This is a genomic window from Bacillus cereus group sp. MYBK108-1 (genome assembly GCF_051917185.1).
Classification (GTDB): Bacteria; Bacillota; Bacilli; order Bacillales; family Bacillaceae_G; genus Bacillus_A; species Bacillus_A cereus.
Map to the genome: position 1 here is coordinate 13,073 of NZ_JBQAHZ010000003.1, position 23,175 is coordinate 36,247.

Below are 23,175 nucleotides of genomic sequence, written 5' to 3' on the forward strand. Positions count from 1 at the left end.
GCGAATATGCATCAAGACTCCAAAAATTACAATCTACCTGCTCTATATTTACGAACTAGTAAAGCAAGTGAACCTAGCAGTAACACCATATATAAACCAAGTTGTGCTGTATCTGCAGTTTTTGAGTTTTTCTCTTTTTTCGAATCATTTTTTGTATCTTCTTTTTTCTTCTGACCATCTGCATTTCGGTTAAAATCAGGAGTACCTACTGTTTTTACATTATCTACTTTCGGTGTAGTCACTGGATTTTTCGGTTCATTTTTCGGTTCCTCTTTAAGAGTTCCTAACGCGCCGATATTATTTGTATCAAATTGAATTTGCACATCGTAGAAATGATGGTAGTTCATCTCATCGATGTCTACCTTTACTTTTGCGTTTAATTTTTTAAATAGATCTTCTACTTCAAACTGTACTACTCGCGTATTTACATTTTTATCTTCGCTTACTACTTTCGCATCAGCGAATAGTTCATTGTTTTCCGTTTGGAATTTCGTAATCCACGCACTATTTTTCAGCGTCATCTCAATATATTTTTTACCATCTTTTACAATTAATTTCGCTGGATTTACAACATAGTCATTCATCTTTGAAATCTCATCTGTTTTATCTTTTAATACTTTAAATGTAATATCATATTGGCCATCTACTAAATTTTTCGGATCAACTATTACTTTCGGGTTATTATTTCCACCTTGGTTGTCGTTTCCGCCTTGGTTGTTGTTTCCGTCTTGGTTGTCGTTTCCGCCTTGGTTGTTGTTTCCGTCTTGGTTGTCGTTTCCGCCTTGGTTGTTGTTTCCGTCTTGGTTCCCTAAGGCTTTAATACTGTCTTGATCAAATACAAATTGAACATCATAAAAATGGTGATAATTCATTGAATCAATATCTACTTTTACTTTTGCATTTAATTTTTTAGACAAATCGTTTACTTCTACTTCTACTACTCTTGTATTTTGTTCTTTATTTTCACTTAACACTTTTGCATTAACGAAAGAACCATTTTTCTCAAATTCAAATTTCGTAATCCATGTACTATTTGTTAATGTAAACGATACGTATTTCTTACCATCTTTTACTTTTAATACACCTGGGCTTTTTGTGTATGTGTTCATCATTGAGATTTCATCTGTTTGATCTTTTAACACTTTAAAGCCAATTCTGTATTCACCATCTTTAAGAGCTTTTGGATCAATTGTTGTGTTATTATCTTGGTTATCATTTCCACCTTGGTTGTTGTTTTCACCTTGGTTGTTGTTTCCACCTTGGTTGTTGTTTTCACCTTGGTTATCTAACGACTTAATGCTACCTTTATCAAATGCAAATTGAATATCGTAAAAATGGTGATAATTCATTGAATCGATATCTACTTTTACTTTTGCATTTAACTTTTTCGATAAATCTGGTACTTCTACTTCCACTACGCGTGTATCAGTTTTTTTATCTTCACTTATTACATTTGCATCAACAAACGAACTATTTTTCTCAAATTCAAATTTTGTAATCCAAGAACTGTTCGTTAACGTAAATGATACATACTTCTTACCATCTTTTACTTTTAGCACACCTGGACTTTTTGTATATGTGTTCATCATTGAAATTTCGTCTGTTTGATCTTTTAATGCCTTAAAATTGATGCTGTATTCACCATCTTTAATTGTTTCAGCATCTGGTTTTTTATTTTCATCTGGTTTTTCTACTTCTGGTTTTTCTGCTTCCGGTTTTTCTACTTCTGGTTTTTCTGCTTCCGGTTTTTCTACTTCTGGTTTTTCTGCTTCCGGTTTTTCTACTTCTGGTTGTTTCTCTTCATTTTTAATTTGTTCAAGTTTATCTTGTTCAAATAAAAGTTGTACATCATGCATTTGCTTATAATTTCTTGATGCCATTTCGATAAATACTTTTGTATTTAGTTTTTTAGATAAATCGTTTACTTCAAACTCTACTACTCTTGTATCTTTTTCCTTATCTTCACTCACTACTTTTGCATCAACAAATGCGCCATCTTTTTCCGTTTGGAAATTTTTAATTAATGAGCTACTTTTTAGTGTTACAATTGCTTTTTTCTTACCGTTTTCTACTTTTAATACCCCTGGATTTACCATGTAACTATTCATCTTAGATTCTTCATCTGTTTGATCTTTTAACACTTTAAATGGAATGCTGTACGCACCATCTGTAATTGTGTTAGAATTTGGTTGTTGATCTGGGTCAGGCTTTTGGTCGGGCTTCTGACCTGAATCGGTAGTTTCATTTGGATCTGGCTTATTAGCTGGGTCCTCTTTTTCATTTGGTTTTTCTACATGAATTGGTGTAATGCTATTTTGATCAAATGCAATACGAACGTCGTACTCATGATGATAATTTAAAAAATCGATATCTACTTTTACTTTTGCATTTAATACCTTCTCTACATCTTCTACATCAAATTCTACTACTCTTGTATCTTTTTCTTTATCTTCACTAATTACATTTGTCGCAACTAGCTTACCTGCCTTTTCTGTTTCAAATTTCGTAATCCATGAACTATTTGTTAATGTAAAGGATACTTTCTTTTTCCCATCCTTCACTTTTAAAGTTCCCGGACTTACTGAATATTGATTCATCATCGATTCTTCATCTGATGTATCTTTTAAAACTTTGAAGCCAATTGAATATTCACCGTCAGCCAACTTGGTAGCTGCTTGAACTGCAAGTGGTTGTAATGTTGATACGAATGTAAATATCATTAAAAACATAGCAACAATAATTTTTGTATACCTGTTCAATGGAACGACTCTCCCTTTTGAAAATTATTTAATACTGTTCCCATCAAATACAAAGCGAATATCATACGAAGCATTATAATTAATAATTGGAATATTAATTTTCACCTTGCCATTTAGTTTTTTTGACAAGTCAGCAACTTCAAATTCTACAACTCTAGTATTATCTTTTTTGTTTTCACTTAACACGGTTGTTTCTACAAATTGACCATCTTTTTCTACTTGGAAACTTTTAATAGAAGCACTATCTTTCACTTTAAATGAAACATATTGTTTTCCATTTTTAACTGTTAATGTTGCTGGGCTTTCAAAATAACTATTCATTCTAGACGATTCATCTTTATCGCCTTTCCATACAGTAAAAGCAATATTATATTTTCCATCAGCTAGTTTTGTAGCAGCCTTTGCATCTTGTAAACCTAGTGTTGCGATAAATGTAAATAAAACAGCAAATACGGCAATAATCATTTTAAATTGTTTAAACATATATTCATCACCCTTCAAAAGATTTATTTACTCAATTTCACTTTACGAATTAAGAAAGCACCTGAAATAAGAATTAACGCTGCAAACAATCCAATACGTGCTTCATCGCCTGTTTTTGGGTTATCTGTTTTTTCAGCTTTTCCATTTTCATTTTTTGTTTCTTTATTCACTTCTTTAGCTGTTTCCTTACTCTCTACTTTTGTTTTCTCTTCTTTTACTTGTGTATCTGTTTTCGCTTGATCATTATTTTTTGTTGTAGCAGCTACGCCATTATCGCCACCTACAGCTTTTACATTTGCATCAAAAGCAAAACGAATTGTGTAGTGGTGGTCATAGTTTGCACTTGGTACAACAACATGAATTTTTACAGCTGCCGGTTTGGATAAATCATCTACTTTAAACTCTACTGTTCTTTTATCTGCCGATTCATCTTTATTAACAACTTTCGCATCAACAAAATTCCCGTTCTCTGGTGCTTTAAATTCTGTAATCCAAGCACTATGATTCATCGGAACTTGTACTCTCATCTCACCGTTTTTCACTATTAATTTTGCCGGCTTTTCAAAATAGTCATTTGCCATTGAAGCTGAATCATTTTCCGCTTTTTGAATTACGTAATTAATATCGTAAGTACCATCAGCTAGTTTTGCTGAAGCATTCCCGTATGGCATTACAAGAAAAGCTAGCATACATACGAACGTTATAATAAAAGCGGGTAATACAGAAACCTTTTTCATTTTTCTTGTTTCCTCCTTGGCTATCTTTCATTTCACTTTTTCTGAAAATGATAATTATTCTCAATTCATAAGAAAAAAATAATCTCTTCTACCTATTATTTAATTAGCATTATTTTATGTAACATAAACGTTATTGATTATCATTCTCATTTGATATTAAAAATAATATCTCACCCTATTCCTTATACGAAGGCATAGAAACTGAGAAAAAATTATAAAACGTATTTATTGATTATCATTCTCAATGCAAGTCAAAAAAAATAAACTTTCTCTTCTCCTCTTCTTTCACCTCTTCCCATAACAACACTATAGTTATAGAAACCCCGTTTCCCTCACTTCCCTTCCAATATTTCCACAACTAAGTCAATCTTAGCCTACTCATAAATTTTTTGTCAACTATATTACGTATAAAATTTTTAATATCTAAATTTCTCTATATACGGCTTTTTTTACAAAAAAAGAGACTTTCTATTATAGAAAGCCTCTTTTCTCTATTTTTCTACAGCAATTTCCTGCTTTTGAAACTTAGAAACTATATAACCAAATCCTATACCGATTATGCCTGGAACTAACCAACCAATTCCTACACTATATAATGGAATCTTATCTAAAATAGGTGCTAGCGCTGCAATTTGAAGGTTTGCATTGTGTAACCCATCAAAGAAACTTATTGCAAATGCTCCTACAATCCCGCCCACATACATCGCTAATGGAAGACGAACGTAGTTTTCAACAAGTGATAATACGATAAGTACGATTCCAATTGGATAAATTGCGATTAAGATTGGTAATGCTAATGCATTTAACTGAGTTAACCCAAGGTTTGCTACCATAAATGCTAATACACAGAAAATGAAAACGACTTTTTGATAAGAAAGCTTTGGTAATAAAGAAGAGAAGTAATCACCACAAGCTGCAACAATACCTACAGAAGTTGTTAAACATGCTGCTGTAATTGCGATCCCTAGTAATAAAGTTCCGTAGCTACCAAATAAATGATTCACGACATTTGTTAAAATAATTCCTCCGTTTGCGCCCATTCCAAGCGATACACTAGAAGCTCCAAGATACGCAAGCGCTAAATATACAAGTAGTAAACCAAGTGCTGCAATAAATCCTGCAAAGATTGTTACTTTTGCAATACTATTTTTATTTGTAATGCCTTTTTCTTTTAACGCATGAATTACAACATTTCCGAATACCAGTGCCGCAAGTCCATCTAAAGTTAAATATCCATCAATAAATCCTTTAAAGAGAGGAGCACTATACACTTCTGTCGGTGCACCAAATTCTCCAATTGGTGTAATAAGTGCTTTACCTACGATAATTGCAATAACAGCTAATAGTATTGGAGTTAGCACTTTACCAATACGACCCACTAATTTCGAAGGATTTAAAGCTAAATAGAAAGTGACTGCAAAGAAAATAAGTGTAAAGATAACAAGTGGATATGACTGACCAGCTATCTCACTTGGTAAAAACGGTGCAATACTCATCTCATAAGCTACTGTTCCTGTACGCGGCACACTTACGAATACGCCTAAACATAAATAAATTGCAGTGATAAAAACAAGTGCGAATATAGGATGTACACGTCCTGCTAGCTCATTAATATCTCCCTTTAAAGCTATAACAATTACTCCTAATAAAGGTAGTCCAACGCCTGTTACGATAAAACCAAACAACGCAATCCATACGTCTGTTCCAGCGCCTTGTCCTAACGCTGGTGGAAAAATCATATTACCCGCACCAAAAAACAGTGCAAATAACATTAAACTTATTGCAAACATCTCTGAAAACTTTAAAGATGATTTCATTTCTACTAACCTCCTAAAATAATAAATTAACAAAATATTCTGAATTAAAATCCGTTACATATCCTCTTTCAAGCATACTTCCCCGTAAAAGAACGCAAAAAACACCCGTCCCTAATAAAGGGACGAGTGTTGAAATCGTGGTTCCACCCTTATTCTAATAAAATGAATTTATAACGAAATAAGCTCATTTTATAGCTCGTGTAAATTGATAACGGTTTTATCCGCCAAGAATTACAATGCATCATGTATGCAGTTCACTCTTGAAGTTTAGAGGTGGTAAGCTTGTCTTTTCGTATTAGGAAGCTCACAGCCTAAGGCTTCCCTCTCTGAGAATCGTAAAATACAACTCATGTCCTCATCATTACTTTTATAAAATATCTTGTCGAAACTTGTTGTTTTTTATTATATGGGCTATTTTTTAAAAAATCAATAGTTTTATTTTTTCTGACAAAAAAATATAGGGAGAAAATTTTTCCTCCCTATAACTGCCCTATTAAAATTTCTAACTCTTCAGCTGTAACGCTCCGCCACTTTCCAACTTCAAGCTCATTTAGCTCTATATTCATAATGCGTACTCGCTTTAGCTTTATTACAGTAAATCCGAAAGCACGACTCATTCTACGAATTTGCCTGTTCATTCCTTGCGTTAAAACGATACGAAATGTTGATTGATCGACTCTTGTCACTTTGCACGGCTTCGTCATTCCATCTTTAATCTTTACACCGCGGGACATCTCATCAATAAACCAGTCCGTAAAAGGTTTATCGACTGTGACAACATATTCTTTCTCGTGCTCATGATCACCATGTAAAATTTGATTCGCAATGCCGCCGTCATTCGTTAATAAAATAAGTCCTTCTGATGCTTTATCTAATCGCCCAACTGGAAAGATTCGCTCTGGGTAATTGATATAATCAATAATATTATCTTCAATATGATCGGCTGCTGTACAAGTAATTCCGACTGGTTTATGAAATGCGATATACACTTTTTCTTTCTCTTCTTTTACAATAACTTGCCCATCAATCGTTACCCTATCACCATCGCTTACGAGTGCACCGTGCGTACATATTTCGCCGTTAATAGCCACGCGTCCAGCTTTAATGAGACGATCTGTTTCACGTCTGGAGCATAATTTTGCTTCGCTTATGTATTGGTTGATTTTCATGTTCTATTCCTTTTCACATATATTAAAAGCGTCAATCTATGGCAATATCATTCTGCCACGATTGACGCTTTTTCACTTCGCAAAAACAACTAAATAAATAACCCCAATCACCAAAAATATTCCACAACAAGCTAACAATACTTTTGCAAGTTTGTCCATAAACATATAATGGTTTCCCCTTTGTTTCGTTGTTTTCTATTTTAATTCGACAACTGTTACGCCTAGGCCTCCCTCGCCCATGTCACCGTAACGGAAGGTTTTTACACCGCGATGCTTCTTCAAGTAATCTTGTACACCTTGGCGAAGTGCTCCTGTCCCTTTACCGTGAATGATTGATACGCGAGGATAGCTTGCAAGCTGGGCATCGTCTAAGTATTTCTCAACGCGCGCCATTGCATTTTCAAATCGTTCACCACGAAGATCAAGTTCTAATGAAACGTGATAGTCTCTACCTTTTACCGTTGCAACTGCTTTTTTCTCTGTTTGCTTCGGTGTGTTAATGTATTCCATATTAGATTCTTTCACTTTCATCTTCAGAATACCGATTTGTACGCTCCACTCTGTATCGCTTACTTTTTCAAGTAGTTGACCTTTTTGACCGAACGTTAATACTTTCACTTCATCACCTGCACGTAACTGTTGTTTCGGTGCAGTATTTTTCACATTTACTTTTTGTTTCTTAACAAGCTCTGGCGCTGCGCCTTCTAGACGACTCTTCGCTTCAATTAGCTCGTGGTCTTTCACATTTGCAAGCTGTGCTTTACGCAATTGACGAAGTTCTTGAATAATGCCTTCTGCTTCTTTCTTTGCAGCTTCGACTTTTTCTTCTCCTTCTTTTTGCGCTTTTAATAATCGTTCATCACGATCTTCGTTAAATTCAATGATTTGACGTTGTAATTCACGATGCAGTTTTTCAGATTGTTTGCGAAGCGCTTCTGCTTCGTTCCAGTCACGCTCTGCGTTCTTCTGGCTTTCTTCTAACTTCGCAATCATATTTTCAATTTTATTCGTATCTGTACTAATGTGATTGCGTGCTTGCTCAATAACGCGATCAGATAATCCAAGACGTTTCGAAATTTCAAAGGCATTACTACGGCCTGGTACACCGATTAATAATTTATAAGTTGGACTTAATGTATTTACATCAAACTCAACACTCGCATTAATAACTTGCTCACGGTTATATCCGTATGCTTTTAATTCTGGATAATGCGTCGTTGCAACAACGCGAGCACCGCGATTACATACTTCATCTAAAATTGAAATGGCAAGTGCAGCCCCTTCCTGTGGGTCTGTTCCAGCACCTAATTCATCGAATAAAACTAAGCTTTCAAAATCAGCTTTTTCTAAAATATCAACGATGTTCACCATATGTGAGGAGAACGTACTTAAACTCTGTTCAATCGATTGCTCATCACCGATATCAGCAAAGATATTTTTGAATACACAAATCTCTGACTCATCCATTACTGGAATGTGAAGGCCAGATTGCGCCATTAACACACAAATACCAACTGTTTTCAGCGTAACTGTTTTACCACCTGTATTCGGTCCTGTAATAACAATTGTCGTGAAATCTTTACCTAACATAATGTTATTTGGCACAATTATTTCTGGATCGATAAGCGGATGGCGTGCTTGTCTTAAGTCCATGTAACGCTCGTTATTTACAATCGGCTTTGTCGCTTTAATTCGCTTCGCATAAAAAGCTTTCGCAAAGATGAAATCAAGATTTGCAACTACTTCTACGTTTGATAAAACGATATCGGCTTCTACTGCCACTTCTTCTGTTAACATTAATAAGATGCGTTCGATTTCTTGTTTTTCTTTCACACGTGCTTCTTGCAGTGCATTATTTAATTCTACAATGACTTGTGGCTCAATAAATAACGTTTGTCCAGAAGCCGATTGATCGTGAACAATACCACCATATACGCCGCGATATTCTTGTTTTACTGGGATTACGTAACGTTCGTTACGAATCGTTACAATCGAATCAGACAGCATCTTTTGCGCGTTTGAAGAGCGCGTCATATTTTCTAACTTTTCACGAATACGACTTTCCGCAGTACGAATTTGAGTACGAATACCACGCAGTTTATCACTTGCGCTATCGACTACTTCACCACCGTCACCGATGCAATTTGTAATTTTCTTTTCTAAATCATATAAAGATACAATTTGAGCGACGTGAGTTTCTAAAATCGGAAGCTCGACACCGTTATCAGCCATATCTTCAATGAAGCGTTTCATATTACGACTACCATACATCGTATTTGCAATATCAAGTAATTCATTTGGACTTAACATACTCCCAATTTTTGCACGCTTCACATTTGAGCGAATATCCGTAATACCACCTAATGGTGCACTACCTTTTAAACGAATAACTTTCGCTGCTTCATCCGTTGTATCTTGCATTTCTACAATTTCTTCAAAATCAGTGCTCGGCACTAAATGCTTCACTTTGTCACGACCAAGTGAAGATGCTGTATGTTCAAGTAATTGTTCTTTTACTTTATTGTATTCTAATACACGCAACGTTCTTTCTAACATGTTGCAGGTCCCCCTTGTATTACTTATTACGTTTAATATAGTCTAATAAACGTTCAATATCCCACGTGTTAATCACGTTATCTTTTTGAATCCAACCTTTACGTGCTGCTGCTACACCTGTTTCCATATCTTCTAACATTTCAAGCGTATGAGCATCCGTATTAATCGCTACTTTCACACCAGCATCTTGTGCTTGTTTTAATAATTTCGCGCTTAAATCTAGACGGTTCGGATTCGCATTTAATTCTAAAACTGTATTTGTCTCTTTTGCTAGTTCAATTAATAAATCTGTATCTACATCATAACCCTCACGACGCCCGAGAAGACGTCCTGTAGGATGGGCAATCATTGTGACATGTTTATTCTCAAGTGCAGTACGCAGACGCTTCATAATCGTTTCACGGTCTTGTGAGAAGCTAGAGTGAATCGCTCCAATGACATAATCTAATTCTGCTAATACTTCATCATCAAAATCAAGCGAGGCATCTGGTAAAATGTCCATTTCAATTCCGCGTAAAATTGTAATGTCTGGATACTTTTCATTCATACGTTCAATTTCTTTCGCTTGCTCACGAAGACGTTCTTTCGTTAAACCGTTCGCCACTTTCAAGTATTGCGAGTGATCAGTAATCGCCATAAACTTATATCCACGAGCACGGCACGCTTGTACCATTTCTTCAATAGAAAAAGCACCGTCACTCCAAGTTGTATGCATATGTAAATCACCTTGTATATCGGAAAACTGAATTAAGTTCGGATACTCTTTAATTAATTCAATTTCTTTTCCATCTTCACGCACTTCTGGCGGAATAAATGGCAGACCGAAATGAGCAAAGAATTCTTCTTCCGTCTCGAATGTTTTCACTTCACCTGTTTCTAAGTTCTCTACACCGTACTCACTAATTTTCTCGCCTTTATCTTTTGCGATTTGACGCATTTTTACATTATGGTCTTTTGATCCTGTGAAATGGTGAAGAGTTGTAATAAACTCTTCTGGTTTTACTAAACGGAAATCAATTGAAATATCATATTCATATTGAAGACGAACAGAAACTTTCGTATCTCCACTTGCTATTACTTCAATCATATTATCAAATTGTAGTAAATGCTCACGTACCGCTGCTGGTTCTGTCGTTGCAATGATAAAATCTAAATCTTTCACTGTTTCACGAACACGGCGCAAACTACCAGCGCGAGAGAAACGAATTACTTCAGCAATATTCGACAATTTCTCCTCTATTTCCCCGGCAATAGGCAATACCATCGCAATTGGTAAACGCTCTGGACGAGAGCCTACTTGATCGATTGCTTCTAATATTTTCTCTTCTGTCTTCTTACCGAAACCTGCTAAAGCTTGTACTTTATTTTCCTCACAAACAGCTTTTAGCGATTCCATATCAACAACACCAAGTTCTTTGTATAACTTAGCTACCTTCTTACCACCAAGTCCTGGTAGTTTTAATAACGGCAATAAGCTACTTGGTACTTCTTTTTCAAGTTCTTGTAATACTTCAGATGTTCCTGATTCTATATATTCTTGAATAACGGCTGCTGTTCCTTTTCCGATGCCTGGAATCTTTGTGAAATCTTCAATTTCAGAAAGACTACGATCATCACTTTCTAATGCTGCTGCCGCTTTACGAAATGCAGATATTTTAAATGGATTCGCACCCTTTAGTTCCATAAAAAGCCCGATTGTCTCTAATAATTTGATCACTTGTTTTTTATTTACTTTCATCATTGCCCCGCCTTTCTTTCATAGAAAAAAACTTCTCTTTCCAAAAAAAGAGAAGTTATACTCTGCTACCTGTCTGCCATAGTTCCTTCACCTTTTCAGATAGAATCGGTGTATCGTCTACAATTATTTTGCTAATTGATGATTTTTGTAATGGTGTTTGTACTTGTTCAATCGGAAGTATGTTTCCAATGATAATTAAGACAAACAAAATAATATATACTTCTAAAAATCCGAGGATTGCCCCCGCAAACGCATTTACTTGCTTTAAAACCGGTATTTCTGCAAACATATTTAACAAATTACCAAGTAATGAAAGTGCAATTTTTGTGATAATAAACAATATGATAAACGCAAGCGCTTGATAAAATACTGTCTCAATATTATTTGCATCAATCCATTCTGGAACAGATACGTTTTTATCAAATGGATACGGAATAAATTTCGCAAGTGCTGGCGCTAAATCTTTACAGTACCAGTATGCAACAAGGTATGCGATAATAAAGCTTGTTAACTTTACAAGTTGCAGAATAAACCCTCTGCGTAAGCCGAGGAAAAATCCCATAACAAGCAGTAAAATGATAATAATATCAATCATGTTATTCCATTCCTTTTTTTGTCATACTTTCTTTCAATTTCTCATGTTCTTCTTTTAATTTTATGTAATCGTGTATGACGTTTACCGCCGTCAATACCGCTAGTCTACTCGTGTCAAGCGAAGGATTCTTGGCATTGAGTTCGCGCATTTTATCATCCACAATCGCTGCTACCATGCGGATATGACTTGTACTTTCATCGCCAACAACTGAATATTGCTGACCATAGATTTCTACATTAATTCGACTTTTCTTTCCCTTTTGTTGTGACAACTCACCGGCCTCCAATCACGTACAGAATCCTAAAGTTTATCATACCATGAACCTTCATAATATGGAAACAGAAAGAACAATCCGATATGATAAAAATAACAATATAAAAAAAGGGGCGACCATTATGTCAAATTCTATCGTAATTCAAACAAATTCTACAGTAATTGAAGACATGAAACAACAATATAAACATTCGCTTAGCCCAAAAACTCCGCAAGGCGGGATCTTCATGGCAAAGGTACCATCTTGCACGATTACAGCGTATAAATCTGGAAAAGTAATGTTCCAAGGAGGCCGCGCTGAAGCAGAAGCTTCTCGTTGGCAAACTGTCTCTCAAACACCGAAAACAGCTGCAAAAAAATCTGTTGATTCACACCGTTATGCACCGCCTGCTTCCATCGGTACAATGTCTATTGTAGGGTCTGATGAAGTTGGTACGGGAGATTTCTTTGGACCGATGACAGTCGTTGCTGTATATGTGGATGCAAAGCAAATTCCACTACTAAAAGAACTTGGTGTAAAAGACTCTAAAAACTTAAATGACGATCAAATTACTGCCATTGCGAAACAACTTCTACACGTTGTTCCTTATAGCTCTCTTGTCCTTCATAACGAAAAATATAACGAGCTATTTGATAAAGGAAACAACCAAGGTAAGTTAAAAGCCTTGCTACACAATAAAGCTATTACAAACTTATTAGCTAAAATGGCACCTACAAAACCTGAAGGCGTCTTAATCGACCAATTCACACAACCTGATACATACTACAAATATTTAGCAAAACAAAAACAGGTACAGCGTGAAAATGTTTATTTCGCAACGAAAGGCGAAAGCGTCCATTTAGCTGTAGCCGCTGCCTCCATTTTAGCTCGTTACTCATTCGTAAAACAATTTGATGAACTAAGTAAAAAAGCTGGTATGCCGCTGCCAAAAGGTGCCGGTAAACAAGTTGATATCGCCGCTGCTAAATTAATTCAAAAGCTTGGTAAAGAACGATTACCTGAGTTTGTGAAACTGCATTTTGCTAATACAGAGAAGGCATTTCGCTTATTGAAAAAATAACTATTTTTTAGTATCGACATGATTTACATGAACTAAACAAGGCGAAAAGAATTGGATTCTTTTCGCCTTGTTTTACCCTTAAATAAGTACAAATTAATTCTATTTCCCTTTCAAAAATGATACGTAAATTAATACACCAAAACTATCCTATTCCTTATTCTCTTGAAAAGACATCCACAATTAGAAATAAATATAACTCTACAAATTGTTATTCTAACGTTTAAAGAATAGCTAAAAAATCACTTCTCTACCTATTTCATACTTCTACATTTAGACTCGCCTTATTTTTTCTCACTTTCTTGTATTATCTCTTCAATAATTTCAAATATAGGTTGGAAATTATCAAAATTCACTGTATCGAACGGTTTAATCCCCCGTAATATATTCTCCGCAAATTGATTCTTGGATAATGCTATATTCTCATCCTCTTTCTCACTTACAAATACATCACAATCTCTATCTATAATACTAATTGAACTGCCACCAACTTTATTTTTGGCCTGACAAAACTTATCTTTTTCTGCAATATGTTGCCCAGATTTACGACTAAATTCCTTTCCCAGATACATTCTTTTTCCCGTTTCATCCGCAAGTGTTATCTCGCTATCAAAATAATAATGTTCTATGCATATATCTGGCGTTTCTTCCCTATGCTTAGGAACCGGTAATAGCAATGAGTATACATTATTCCCCCATGATTTATAATTCGCTCCCTGCGAAGATACTTCTCTATTAACATTAGATACATCTCTATCAAAAATGCAAATGATTTTATACTCATTTTGAATCTTGCTAACTTGTTTACACAGGGCTAATAATTCACCATGCCCCATTTGCGTTGCTTCATAATCTAAAAATTCAAAATTACCATTCGCAAACAATCCATTTTCTTGTAGTTTTAATAAAGCTCTTTTCAGATGCTTCCAATCAGTCTTTCCCTCCGTAACAATTAAATTTTTCCTTTTACCTCTAACTTCATCGATAGTACTATTTATATTAAATGCCTCTTTTACTACTTTTTCTGAAGTCCAAGAGAAGAACTTCCCTTCAGCAGGTATGTATACATCTCCATTTTCATCTTTTTTTAAAATGACAATTTTATCGTCTATTCTATCATTATTATGAATAATAAAAGGAGAATGTGTTACAAAAAAGAGTTGAGAAGTCTGTTCTCCATCTTCATTTATAAAAAGCCTCTTGAAATAGTTAACTATTTTCATTTGCCAATCAGGATGTAAACTAAGCTCTGGTTCATCTATTAAAGCGATAATTCCTTGGCTACTTTTTTGATCCTTTAATAAAAAACTACCTCTAAAGACAATTTGTTTCTCACCAGAACTTAGTTTCTCAATCGGCATTTCTTTATCATATTCCTTAAAGTAAACTTTCTTATTCCCATTTTCGTTCCTAACACCAGAATATCTCTTTGCAGGAAAAATATAATTAAAAGCATTCATAAATCTTTTCATTCTAACTTGCTTTACTTCGTCTATCGGTACTGCATTGGGATGCTCAACCACCCAATCACTCAGTTCAGAATCATCTAAAGTCTTGATATCAACTAGTAACTGGGTTATTTCAGTAGCAATATTACTAGTCGATTTTATACTCCCTTTAGCCTCCAAATCAATATCCCCTGCTGTAACTGCATTAATACTCTCCGGGGTATAATTCACCTCAGTTGTTGAATATATACCTTTAAGAACCTGTCCCAACTCATTATTTCGATAGTAATAACTGCCCCTTAACGATTGTTCTGAAGCATCATCCTCTTCATCCTTATAGAACCAGAATTCATTGTTATTAAAATTATAATAATCTATAGTAATCCTAACTTCGTTATTTTTTATACCATTCTGCAATGATGATTCGTATAGAGGTACACTCTGTAAAAAAGCAACCTCTGCATCTGTCAACTCTATAGTAAATTGACGAATTTCCTTATTATGATCCATTTCTAAAGCGCAAAAATCATAAATAATTTCTAGCAAGGTTGTTTTCCCTGTACCATTTTCTCCAGCGATAATAACATTATTAATTATTCTCCCTGATTCATCAGTAAATTCCAGTTCAATATCCCCCAGAATTGGGTTATTTTCCAATTTTATTTTCTTAATTTTCATATTTTCCCCACCTTTTATCCAATGTACACCTTATATATACACGATCTACTCAAGCAAAAAATAAACTCTTAAAATATAAAAACAGAGCCTGCGAATATACTAAATATTAAAGGTATATCATATCGAAATCACTTTATAAAAATTCAATAATATATTTTTATAAAAAAGCGAGAGCAGTTGCTCTCGCTTTTTTTATATCTTAAAACTCAGAAGAACCTGGAGTTCTTGGGAATGGAATTACGTCACGGATGTTAGCCATACCAGTGATGTACATTAGGAAGCGCTCGAAACCTAGACCGAATCCAGCGTGTTTTGTACCGCCGTATTTTCTAAGTTCTAAGTACCACCAGTAGTCCTCTTCGTTCATACCTAATTCTTTAATTCTGTCTACTAAAACGTCCATTCTTTCTTCACGTTGGCTTCCGCCGATTAATTCGCCGATGCCAGGAACTAGAAGGTCAGTAGCAGCTACTGTTTTACCGTCTTCATTTAAACGCATGTAGAATGCTTTAATGTCTTTCGGATAGTCAGTTACGAATACAGGGCGTTTGAAGATTTCTTCTGATAAGTATCTTTCGTGCTCTGTTTGTAAGTCAATTCCCCATTCTACTGGGTATTTGAAATCAGCACCTGATTCTTGAAGCACTTTAATTGCTTCTGTATAAGTGATGCGACCGAAGTCAGAGTTAATTACGTTGTTCATGCGCTCAAGAACTGTTTTATCAACGAAGCTGTTGAAGAATTCCATTTCTTCTGGTGCATGCTCTAATACGTATTTCATTGCATATTTCAGCATATCTTCTGTAAGGTTCATTACGTCCCCTAGTTCAGCGAATGCAATCTCAGGCTCAACCATCCAGAACTCAGCAGCGTGGCGAGTTGTGTTTGAGTTTTCCGCACGGAATGTAGGTCCGAATGTGTATACATCACGGAATGCTAATGCATAAGCTTCAGCGTTCAGCTGTCCACTTACTGTTAAGTTTGTTTCTTTACCGAAGAAGTCTTTTGACTCATCAACTTTTCCGTCTTCACCTTTTGGTAGGTTATTTAAATCTTGCGTTGTTACGCGGAACATTTCGCCAGCACCTTCTGTATCACTACCAGTGATGATAGGTGTATGAACATGTACGAATCCACGCTCTTGGAAGAATTGGTGAATCGCAAATGCTGCGATAGAACGTACGCGGAACGTTGCAGAGAATGCATTTGTTCTTGGACGTAAGTGAGCGATTGTACGTAAGTATTCAAATGTATGACGTTTCTTTTGAAGTGGGTAATCAGAATCTGATAAGCCCTCGATATCAATTTTTTCTGCTTTAATTTCAAATGGTTGCTTCGCTCCAGGCGTTGCAATTACTTTACCTTCTACTTTAACTGAAGAGCTAAGTGGAAGTTTTGCAATTTCTTTGAAGTTCTCTAATTCTGTATCGAAAACGATTTGAACGCTTTTGAAGAAGCTACCGTCGTTTAATTCGATGAAACCAAATGCTTTTGAATCACGTAAGTTACGAATCCACCCTGATACTTGTACTGTTTGACCTACGTATTTATCTGTATCTCTATACAGACTTTTTACTAATGTGTTTTCCATAGTGAAATTCTCCTTTGCTCATATATTTAAATACAAAAAAACCTTTCATCCATAAAGGGACGAAAGGTTAAACTTCGCGGTACCACCCAATTTGTCATAAAGACCAACTTTAACTCGTATGTAATACATACTTCCCGGTTTGTAACAGGCCGGATTCCCGTCTAAGTCTACTCTTGAATACAAGATTCAATTTCGGTTAGCAACTCCAAGGTGTTCTTCACATATACCGCCTCATCAGGCTCTCACCGTCCCTGACTCGCTTTGGATTATAGTATATACTACTTTTCCTTATCATCGTCTTTCATTTTGTTAAACTAAAATTAATGTACTACATTCGAGAGAAAGATGCAAGGTGTCGGAAAATATATGAGCGATTTTTGTAATATATCGACTTACCGATAGTGTCCGACAACTAACCCAATAAAAAAATTGCCGGAATATATCCGGCAATTTTCTAATTACTTACGTAACTCCGCACCGAATTTCTCTTCTACCGTTGTTAGTACACGGTTATGTGCTTCTGTTACTTCTTCGTCTGTTAATGTACGTTCTGCATCGAAGTAAGTCATAGAGAATGCAAGTGATTTCTTGCCTTCTTCCATTTTTTCACCTTCGTATAAGTCGAATAGTGTTACGTCTTTCAGAAGTTCTCCGCCAGCTTCAGCAATGACTTGCTTCATTTCACCAGCTTTTGTTTCTTTTGTTACTACAACAGCCATGTCACGTGTCATAGATGGGAAACGTGGAATTGCTGCGTAGTAAGTTTCTTCAGCGTCTGCACCGAATACTTTTACAAGAGATAATTCAAATACGAATGTATTTTTCACATCTAATTGTTTTTCTGCTTCTGGGTGCAATTGACCGATGAAACCAATTACTTCGCCATCTAATACGATGTCAGCTGTACGTCCTGGGTGCATACCTTCACGTTTTGCTGGTGCATATGTGATTTGGTTTGCAACGCCAAGTACGTCGAATAGTCCTTCTAGTACACCTTTCACAACGAAGAAATCTACTACTTTCTTCTCACCTTGCCATGCATGGTGAAGAGCAAGACCTGTCATAACACCTGCAAGATGTTGTTCTTCTTTCGGAAGTTCTCCTTCTTCTGTCGGTAAGAAGATAGAACCTACTTCGTATAAAGCAACGCTGTCGTTTTTACGAGCGACATTGTATGAAACTGCTTCTAGTAATTGCGGTACTAAGCTTAAACGAAGTTGGCTACGTTCTTCACTCATTGGAAGTGCAAGACCTACAGGCGCCTTTTCGTTTGGCTCAACCATATATTGTTTCGCTTTGTCAGCGCTTGTTAATGAATACGTGATTGCTTCATATAAACCAGCACCCTCTAAGAAGCGGCGTACTTTACGACGTTTCGTTTGTGCTGATGTTAATTTACCACGAGTCATCGTTCCAGAAGGTAATGTAACTAGAATGTGGTCATAACCGTATAGACGGCCCACTTCTTCTACTAAGTCTTCTGAAATTGTAATATCAGGACGACGTGCTGGTACATTCACGTGGAATGTTCCTTCTACTTCTGTGAATGGGAATTTCAAATTTGTGAACATTGTACCCATTTCACTCGCAGAAATATTTGTACCTAATACACGGTTTACTTTTTCAGCAGTAACAGATACTGTACGCTCTTGTACTTGTAAGTTGTCAGCTTCTACTACACCTTCAAGTGCTTCACCGCCAGCATATTTCACCATTAAAGCAGCTGCGTGTTGAATTGCTTCAAATGTACGTGTTGGGTCGATTCCTTTTTCGAAACGTGCACTTGATTCACTACGAAGACCTAAGTCTTTTGATGTACGACGTACTGTTTGACCTGCAAAGTATGCAGACTCAATTAGAACGTTTACTGTCTCATTTGTAACTTCAGAATCCGCCCCGCCCATTACACCAGCAACAGCTAAAGCTTTCGTGCCGTTTGTAATTACAAGGTGGTGGCTTTGTAATGTACGCTCTTGATCATCTAACGTTTCAATTTTTTCGCCTTCTTTTGCAAGACGAACAACGATTTCTTTTGAACCTAATTTATCGTAATCGAATGCATGTAACGGTTGACCGTATTCCATTAAAATGTAGTTTGTAATATCAACTACGTTGCTAATTGGACGAATGCCAGCTGCCATAAGACGAGTTTGCATCCACATTGGTGATGGACCAATCTTTACGTTTTTAACCATTTTTGCAATGTATAATGGGTTTTCTTCTTTCGCTTCTACACTTACAGAAATATAATCAGAAGTTTTTTCTGTTGTTTCTTGTAAGTCGATAGCTGGAAGTTTTACTTCGCGGCCATAAATAGCAGCTACTTCGTAAGCAACACCTAACATGTTTAAGCAATCTGCACGGTTTGGTGTTAAGCCAAGCTCAAGTACTTCATCGTGTAAGTTTAAAATTTCAAGTGCATCTGCACCAACTTCAGCGTCACTTGGGAAGATGAAGATACCATCTGCGTATTCTTTTGAAACTAACTTTCCATCAATCCCAAGCTCTTGAAGAGCACAAACCATACCGTGAGAAGCTTCACCGCGTAGTTTTGCTTTTTTGATTTTGAAGTTACCAGGAAGTACAGCTCCAACTTTTGCAACTGGTACTTTTAAACCTTTTGCAATGTTAGCAGCTCCACAAATAATTTGAACTGGCTCTTCTTCACCGATATCGATTAAGCATTTGCTTAATTTATCAGCTTCTGGGTGTTTTTCACATTCTAATACGTGACCAACTACAACACCTTTTACACCTTTATTTAATACTTCAACGCCTTCTACTTCAATACCACTTTTCGTGATTTTGTCTGCTAGTTCTTGTACTGTTACATCTTTAATATCTACATACTCTTGTAACCAACGATATGATACGAACATACTTATCCTCTCCTTCCCTTACGCTCGTTTGAATTGTTGTAAGAAACGTACATCATTTGTATAGAAATGACGAATGTCATCTACTCCGTATTTCAACATTGCGATACGCTCTGCGCCCATACCGAATGCGAAGCCTTGATATTCTTTTGAATCATAACCAGCCATTTCAAGTACGTTCGGGTGAACCATACCTGCGCCTAGAATTTCAATCCAGCCAGTTCCTTTACAAGTGCCGCAACCTTTGCCATGACACATCATACAAGAAATATCCATCTCTACAGATGGCTCTGTGAATGGGAAGAAACTTGGACGAAGACGGATTTCACGATCTTCACCGAACATCTTTTTCACGAATACTTGCAGTGTACCTTTTAAGTCACTCATACGAATGTTTTTATCAATTACAAGACCTTCAATTTGCATGAACTGATGTGAATGCGTCGCATCGTCGTCATCACGGCGATACACTTTACCAGGACAAATAATTTTAATTGGGCCTTTTTCTTTATTATTTTCCATCGTACGTGCTTGCACAGAAGATGTATGTGTACGTAGTAACGTTTCTTCTGTGATGTAGAATGTATCTTGCATATCACGCGCTGGGTGATCTTTCGGTAAGTTTAGTGCTTCGAAGTTGTAGTAGTCTTTTTCTACTTCTGTTCCTTCAGCTACTTCATAACCCATACCGATGAATACATCTTCAATTTGCTCAACAACAGCTGTTAACGGATGGTGACAACCTGTTTCAACAGGACGACCTGGCAATGTAACATCAATTGTTTCAGTAGCTAATTTCGCTTCAATTACTGCTTTTTCTAAGTTACTAATTTTGTCGTCTAGACGCGTTTGAATCGCTTCACGTACTTCATTTACTAATGCTCCCATACGTGGACGCTCTTCTGCTGATAATTTTCCCATGCCGCGTAATACTTCTGTAATTGGGCCTTTTTTTCCTAAATACGCTACGCGTACGTCGTTTAAGCCCTTTAGCTCTTTCGCTTCTTCAATAAGCTCTAACGCTTTTTGCTTTAGCTCTTTTAAACGTGCTTCCATTTTGGAACCCTCCTAATTTTAAAAATAAAAAAACCTCGCTCCCAAAAAGGGACGAGGTAAATTCGCGGTACCACCCTAAATTGACAGAACATGTCTGCCCACTCATTAGTTATAACGATCAATTCTGACCGGAACGCCTTTACATATACATGGTCCTGGCGTCAACTCCAGAGGTGAATTCACTTTCGTCTACCATAAGAATGCTTTCAGTCTACGACATTCTCTCCCTATATGGCGATTTTGTAAGCTACTCTTCTCTATCAACGTTTTTCGTTATTTAACTTTTAATATAATGTACTTCAACTTATTATAAGAAGTTTTTTATTTGTTCGCAACCGGGCTTTGCAAATAATACGTTAAAATCCCTGCTGCAACCGCAACATTTAATGATTCTGCCCCGCCGTAAATCGGAATATACAAGTTTTGATCCGTTTTTGCAAGAATTTCTTGGCGTACGCCATTTCCTTCATTTCCTACAATTAATGCAAAACTGCCAGCCGGCGTTACTTCACCATACGGAACTCCATTTTCAAGAGCTGTTCCATATACAGGAACGTTATTTTCTTTTAACTTGTCTACCCATTCTTCTAAGTTCCCTTTTACAATTGGTAAGTGGAAAATAGAGCCTTGTGTAGAGCGGAGTACTTTACTATTGTAAACATCAACACAACCTTCTCCAAGCACAACGGCGTGAATACCAGCTGCATCAGCTGTACGAATAATTGTTCCTAAATTACCTGGGTCTTGCAGGCCATCTAATAAAAGGAATTTCCCATCAGTAAGAGCTACTTCTTTCTCATGCTTCTCACAAACAGCAAATACACCTTGCGTCGTTTCTGTTTCACGAAGTATTTTTACAATCGCCTCAGGTACGATGTACATTTCCACATCATTAACTGTCCAATCTTTCGGAAGGTCTGTCTGATCTGAAACGATAAGTTCTGTTACAATTCCTGCCTTCAAAGCTTCCTCGACTAAGTGGAATCCTTCTACAAAAAATAAACCTTTTTTATCGCGTTCTTTTTTCGTTTGCAGCTTTTTCCACTGCTTTACACGCGGATTTTGTACTGAATCAATGTTTTTCATAATATGTATTTCCCTCTCTTCTTGTCTTATCATTATAGCCTATTTTTCATACATATTTACATAAAAAAGAACAAAAACTAACGTCAGTTTCAATTCTGAAGAAGAGGTGAAAGCAATGAGTTTTAATTTACGCGGTGCCGTATTAGCGAATGTATCTGGAAATTCACAAGATCAATTACAAGAAACAATCGTCGATGCAATTCAAAGCGGTGAAGAAAAAATGCTTCCAGGTCTTGGCGTTTTATTTGAAGTCATTTGGAAAAACGCTGATGAAAATGAAAAGCACGAAATGTTAGAAACACTAGAGCAAGGATTAAAAAAATAAGCAATTTGAAAATCACCTTTGCATAAGCTAAGGTGATTTTTTTGCAGAAAAATTTTTTCTTCTCCTAAACATTTCTACTTTACTAACGAACTATGATGGAGTACAATGTTCAAAATACATTTAAACCGATCGATTTTTCTTCATATACACCATAAGATAAAAGGAGTGAATGTTTTATGCACCGTATTACGCTTGAACAAATTTTTAAACACCACATTACACAAAAATACGTAAACCGTTCTGGAATGGTCCACGCGATCGCTGTCGCTTACCATGCGTTTCACCTAGCCAAAAAGCATCACGCCTCAGTCGATGCTGCCACAAAAGCTGGCTTCCTTCATGATATCGGACATCATACGTGGTACACAGGCGGCGAATGGGATTATGACTTATATAAAAAGAATGATATCCATGCAATTAAAGGCGCTGAAAGAGCACATAAATTACTTATTAGATTAGGAGAACATCCAAAACTAGCAAAAGAAATTTCTATTGCAATTCTTCTTCATACAGATTCTTTCTTAGTGGAACAAGAAATTGAAAGAACATCTCTTCAAAATATTATTAAATGGGCAGACGAAGCAGATGAAGAACCGGGCGGAGCGCATCATTATCGAACAATTTCTTATGAAAAAGCACTTAAAGCAATTCAGCAATTAGATCGATTGGTAGAGCGTGAATTGCAAATAGAGCAAACAAAATTGAATAACAAGACAGAACATAGTTATCAATGAGAAAGAGGCATCACTACAGGGTGATACCTCTTTTATTATTTTATGAAAAATACACCTTTATATGTAATATTTAAATATTACGCCTGAAAACAAAATCCATTATTCCAGCTATGTTATTTCATATTATGAATAATATGTTAGCATTCTTAGGATAAAGAGAGGTATCATGATGATACCTCTCTTTACTCTTTTTATA

General features: G+C 36.1%; 17 protein-coding genes, 1 pseudogene and 3 other annotated features. Of the genes and pseudogenes, 4 read left to right on the plus strand and 14 right to left on the minus strand.

Going from position 1 to position 23,175, the window contains the following annotated elements; translation table 11 throughout:
- Positions 1–26: 26 nt before the first annotated feature.
- The 9 genes from ACTFSL_RS06440 to zapA all read right to left on the minus strand — a co-directional run bounded on the left by ACTFSL_RS06440 (position 27) and on the right by zapA (position 12,125).
- Positions 27–2,759 (minus strand): NEAT domain-containing protein, encoded by a 2,733-nt coding sequence (locus tag ACTFSL_RS06440; protein ID WP_440041391.1) that lies wholly within the window; start codon positions 2,757–2,759, stop codon positions 27–29.
- 24 nt (positions 2,760–2,783) lie between these two features.
- A complete protein-coding gene (locus ACTFSL_RS06445; protein ID WP_000476164.1) occupies positions 2,784–3,242 on the minus strand; it encodes an NEAT domain-containing protein in 459 nt (152 codons plus the stop codon).
- A 23-nt stretch (positions 3,243–3,265) separates the two neighbouring features.
- Positions 3,266–3,979, minus strand: a complete 714-nt coding sequence (gene isdC / locus ACTFSL_RS06450; protein WP_048656156.1) for a heme uptake protein IsdC — start codon at positions 3,977–3,979, stop codon at positions 3,266–3,268.
- Between the two features lie 491 nt (positions 3,980–4,470).
- Positions 4,471–5,796 carry a branched-chain amino acid transport system II carrier protein BrnQ6 gene (brnQ6, locus tag ACTFSL_RS06455; RefSeq protein WP_440041393.1) on the minus strand — a complete coding sequence of 442 codons (1,326 nt, stop codon included), beginning with the start codon at positions 5,794–5,796 and terminating at the stop codon, positions 4,471–4,473.
- A gap of 115 nt (positions 5,797–5,911) precedes the next feature.
- Positions 5,912–6,167, minus strand: a binding site (T-box leader).
- Positions 6,168–6,275: 108 nt separating this feature from the next.
- Positions 6,276–6,965: a 23S rRNA pseudouridine(2604) synthase RluF gene (locus ACTFSL_RS06460; RefSeq protein WP_000700716.1), complete on the minus strand. Its 690-nt coding sequence runs from the start codon at positions 6,963–6,965 to the stop codon at positions 6,276–6,278.
- Between the two features lie 195 nt (positions 6,966–7,160).
- Positions 7,161–9,521, minus strand: a complete 2,361-nt coding sequence (locus tag ACTFSL_RS06465; RefSeq protein ID WP_000893715.1) for an endonuclease MutS2 — start codon at positions 9,519–9,521, stop codon at positions 7,161–7,163.
- A 19-nt stretch (positions 9,522–9,540) separates the two neighbouring features.
- The gene (polX, locus tag ACTFSL_RS06470; RefSeq protein ID WP_100061485.1) at positions 9,541–11,259 is read right to left on the minus strand and encodes a DNA polymerase/3'-5' exonuclease PolX; all 1,719 of its coding nucleotides are present in this window, start codon (positions 11,257–11,259) and stop codon (positions 9,541–9,543) included.
- 55 nt (positions 11,260–11,314) lie between these two features.
- Positions 11,315–11,854 (minus strand): CvpA family protein, encoded by a 540-nt coding sequence (locus ACTFSL_RS06475; RefSeq protein WP_000565409.1) that lies wholly within the window; start codon positions 11,852–11,854, stop codon positions 11,315–11,317.
- A 1-nt stretch (position 11,855) separates the two neighbouring features.
- The gene (zapA, locus tag ACTFSL_RS06480; protein WP_000082701.1) at positions 11,856–12,125 is read right to left on the minus strand and encodes a cell division protein ZapA; all 270 of its coding nucleotides are present in this window, start codon (positions 12,123–12,125) and stop codon (positions 11,856–11,858) included.
- Between the two features lie 124 nt (positions 12,126–12,249).
- Between zapA and rnhC the strand changes: the two genes are divergently transcribed.
- Positions 12,250–13,188, plus strand: a complete 939-nt coding sequence (gene rnhC / locus ACTFSL_RS06485) for a ribonuclease HIII (protein ID WP_440041395.1) — start codon at positions 12,250–12,252, stop codon at positions 13,186–13,188.
- Positions 13,189–13,469: 281 nt separating this feature from the next.
- On the opposite strand, the gene ACTFSL_RS06490 is transcribed toward rnhC, so the two are convergent.
- The 5 genes from ACTFSL_RS06490 to ACTFSL_RS06510 all read right to left on the minus strand — a co-directional run bounded on the left by ACTFSL_RS06490 (position 13,470) and on the right by ACTFSL_RS06510 (position 21,953).
- Complete coding sequence (locus ACTFSL_RS06490; RefSeq protein WP_440041396.1) at positions 13,470–15,311, minus strand: AAA family ATPase; 1,842 nt, start codon at positions 15,309–15,311, stop codon at positions 13,470–13,472.
- A 199-nt stretch (positions 15,312–15,510) separates the two neighbouring features.
- On the minus strand, positions 15,511–16,902 hold the full coding sequence (gene asnS / locus ACTFSL_RS06495) for an asparagine--tRNA ligase (RefSeq protein WP_440041397.1): 1,392 nt from the start codon (positions 16,900–16,902) through the stop codon (positions 15,511–15,513).
- A 52-nt stretch (positions 16,903–16,954) separates the two neighbouring features.
- Positions 16,955–17,206 (minus strand) — a binding site (T-box leader).
- Between the two features lie 154 nt (positions 17,207–17,360).
- Complete coding sequence (gene pheT, locus ACTFSL_RS06500; protein ID WP_440041398.1) at positions 17,361–19,781, minus strand: phenylalanine--tRNA ligase subunit beta; 2,421 nt, start codon at positions 19,779–19,781, stop codon at positions 17,361–17,363.
- A gap of 18 nt (positions 19,782–19,799) precedes the next feature.
- The gene (pheS, locus tag ACTFSL_RS06505; protein ID WP_000388219.1) at positions 19,800–20,834 is read right to left on the minus strand and encodes a phenylalanine--tRNA ligase subunit alpha; all 1,035 of its coding nucleotides are present in this window, start codon (positions 20,832–20,834) and stop codon (positions 19,800–19,802) included.
- A 44-nt stretch (positions 20,835–20,878) separates the two neighbouring features.
- Positions 20,879–21,107: a binding site (T-box leader), on the minus strand.
- A 48-nt stretch (positions 21,108–21,155) separates the two neighbouring features.
- On the minus strand, positions 21,156–21,953 hold the full coding sequence (locus ACTFSL_RS06510; RefSeq protein WP_001986644.1) for a TrmH family RNA methyltransferase: 798 nt from the start codon (positions 21,951–21,953) through the stop codon (positions 21,156–21,158).
- Between the two features lie 82 nt (positions 21,954–22,035).
- Between ACTFSL_RS06510 and sspI the strand changes: the two genes are divergently transcribed.
- From sspI to ACTFSL_RS06525, 3 genes and pseudogenes are all read left to right on the plus strand, one after another.
- Positions 22,036–22,245 (plus strand): small acid-soluble spore protein SspI, encoded by a 210-nt coding sequence (gene sspI, locus ACTFSL_RS06515; protein ID WP_000009509.1) that lies wholly within the window; start codon positions 22,036–22,038, stop codon positions 22,243–22,245.
- A 176-nt stretch (positions 22,246–22,421) separates the two neighbouring features.
- Positions 22,422–22,979, plus strand: a complete 558-nt coding sequence (locus ACTFSL_RS06520; RefSeq protein ID WP_322369171.1) for an HD domain-containing protein — start codon at positions 22,422–22,424, stop codon at positions 22,977–22,979.
- 74 nt (positions 22,980–23,053) lie between these two features.
- A pseudogene (locus ACTFSL_RS06525) lies at positions 23,054–23,134 on the plus strand (CPBP family intramembrane glutamic endopeptidase); the annotation flags it as partial.
- Positions 23,135–23,175 lie beyond the last annotated feature (41 nt).

Excerpts from the sequence above, each read along its gene's own strand:
- ACTFSL_RS06445 (WP_000476164.1), bottom strand. The coding sequence starts at position 3,242 with ATGTTTAAACAATTTAAAATGATTATTGCCGTATTTGCTGTTTTATTT.
- isdC (WP_048656156.1), bottom strand. The coding sequence starts at position 3,979 with ATGAAAAAGGTTTCTGTATTACCCGCTTTTATTATAACGTTCGTATGT.
- brnQ6 (WP_440041393.1), bottom strand. The coding sequence starts at position 5,796 with ATGAAATCATCTTTAAAGTTTTCAGAGATGTTTGCAATAAGTTTAATG.
- ACTFSL_RS06460 (WP_000700716.1), bottom strand. The coding sequence starts at position 6,965 with ATGAAAATCAACCAATACATAAGCGAAGCAAAATTATGCTCCAGACGT.
- ACTFSL_RS06465 (WP_000893715.1), bottom strand. The coding sequence starts at position 9,521 with ATGTTAGAAAGAACGTTGCGTGTATTAGAATACAATAAAGTAAAAGAA.
- polX (WP_100061485.1), bottom strand. The coding sequence starts at position 11,259 with ATGAAAGTAAATAAAAAACAAGTGATCAAATTATTAGAGACAATCGGG.
- ACTFSL_RS06475 (WP_000565409.1), bottom strand. The coding sequence starts at position 11,854 with ATGATTGATATTATTATCATTTTACTGCTTGTTATGGGATTTTTCCTC.
- rnhC (WP_440041395.1), top strand. The coding sequence starts at position 12,250 with ATGTCAAATTCTATCGTAATTCAAACAAATTCTACAGTAATTGAAGAC.
- ACTFSL_RS06490 (WP_440041396.1), bottom strand. The coding sequence starts at position 15,311 with ATGAAAATTAAGAAAATAAAATTGGAAAATAACCCAATTCTGGGGGAT.
- asnS (WP_440041397.1), bottom strand. The coding sequence starts at position 16,902 with ATGGAAAACACATTAGTAAAAAGTCTGTATAGAGATACAGATAAATAC.
- pheT (WP_440041398.1), bottom strand. The coding sequence starts at position 19,781 with ATGTTCGTATCATATCGTTGGTTACAAGAGTATGTAGATATTAAAGAT.
- pheS (WP_000388219.1), bottom strand. The coding sequence starts at position 20,834 with ATGGAAGCACGTTTAAAAGAGCTAAAGCAAAAAGCGTTAGAGCTTATT.
- ACTFSL_RS06510 (WP_001986644.1), bottom strand. The coding sequence starts at position 21,953 with ATGATAAGACAAGAAGAGAGGGAAATACATATTATGAAAAACATTGAT.
- sspI (WP_000009509.1), top strand. The coding sequence starts at position 22,036 with ATGAGTTTTAATTTACGCGGTGCCGTATTAGCGAATGTATCTGGAAAT.
- ACTFSL_RS06520 (WP_322369171.1), top strand. The coding sequence starts at position 22,422 with ATGCACCGTATTACGCTTGAACAAATTTTTAAACACCACATTACACAA.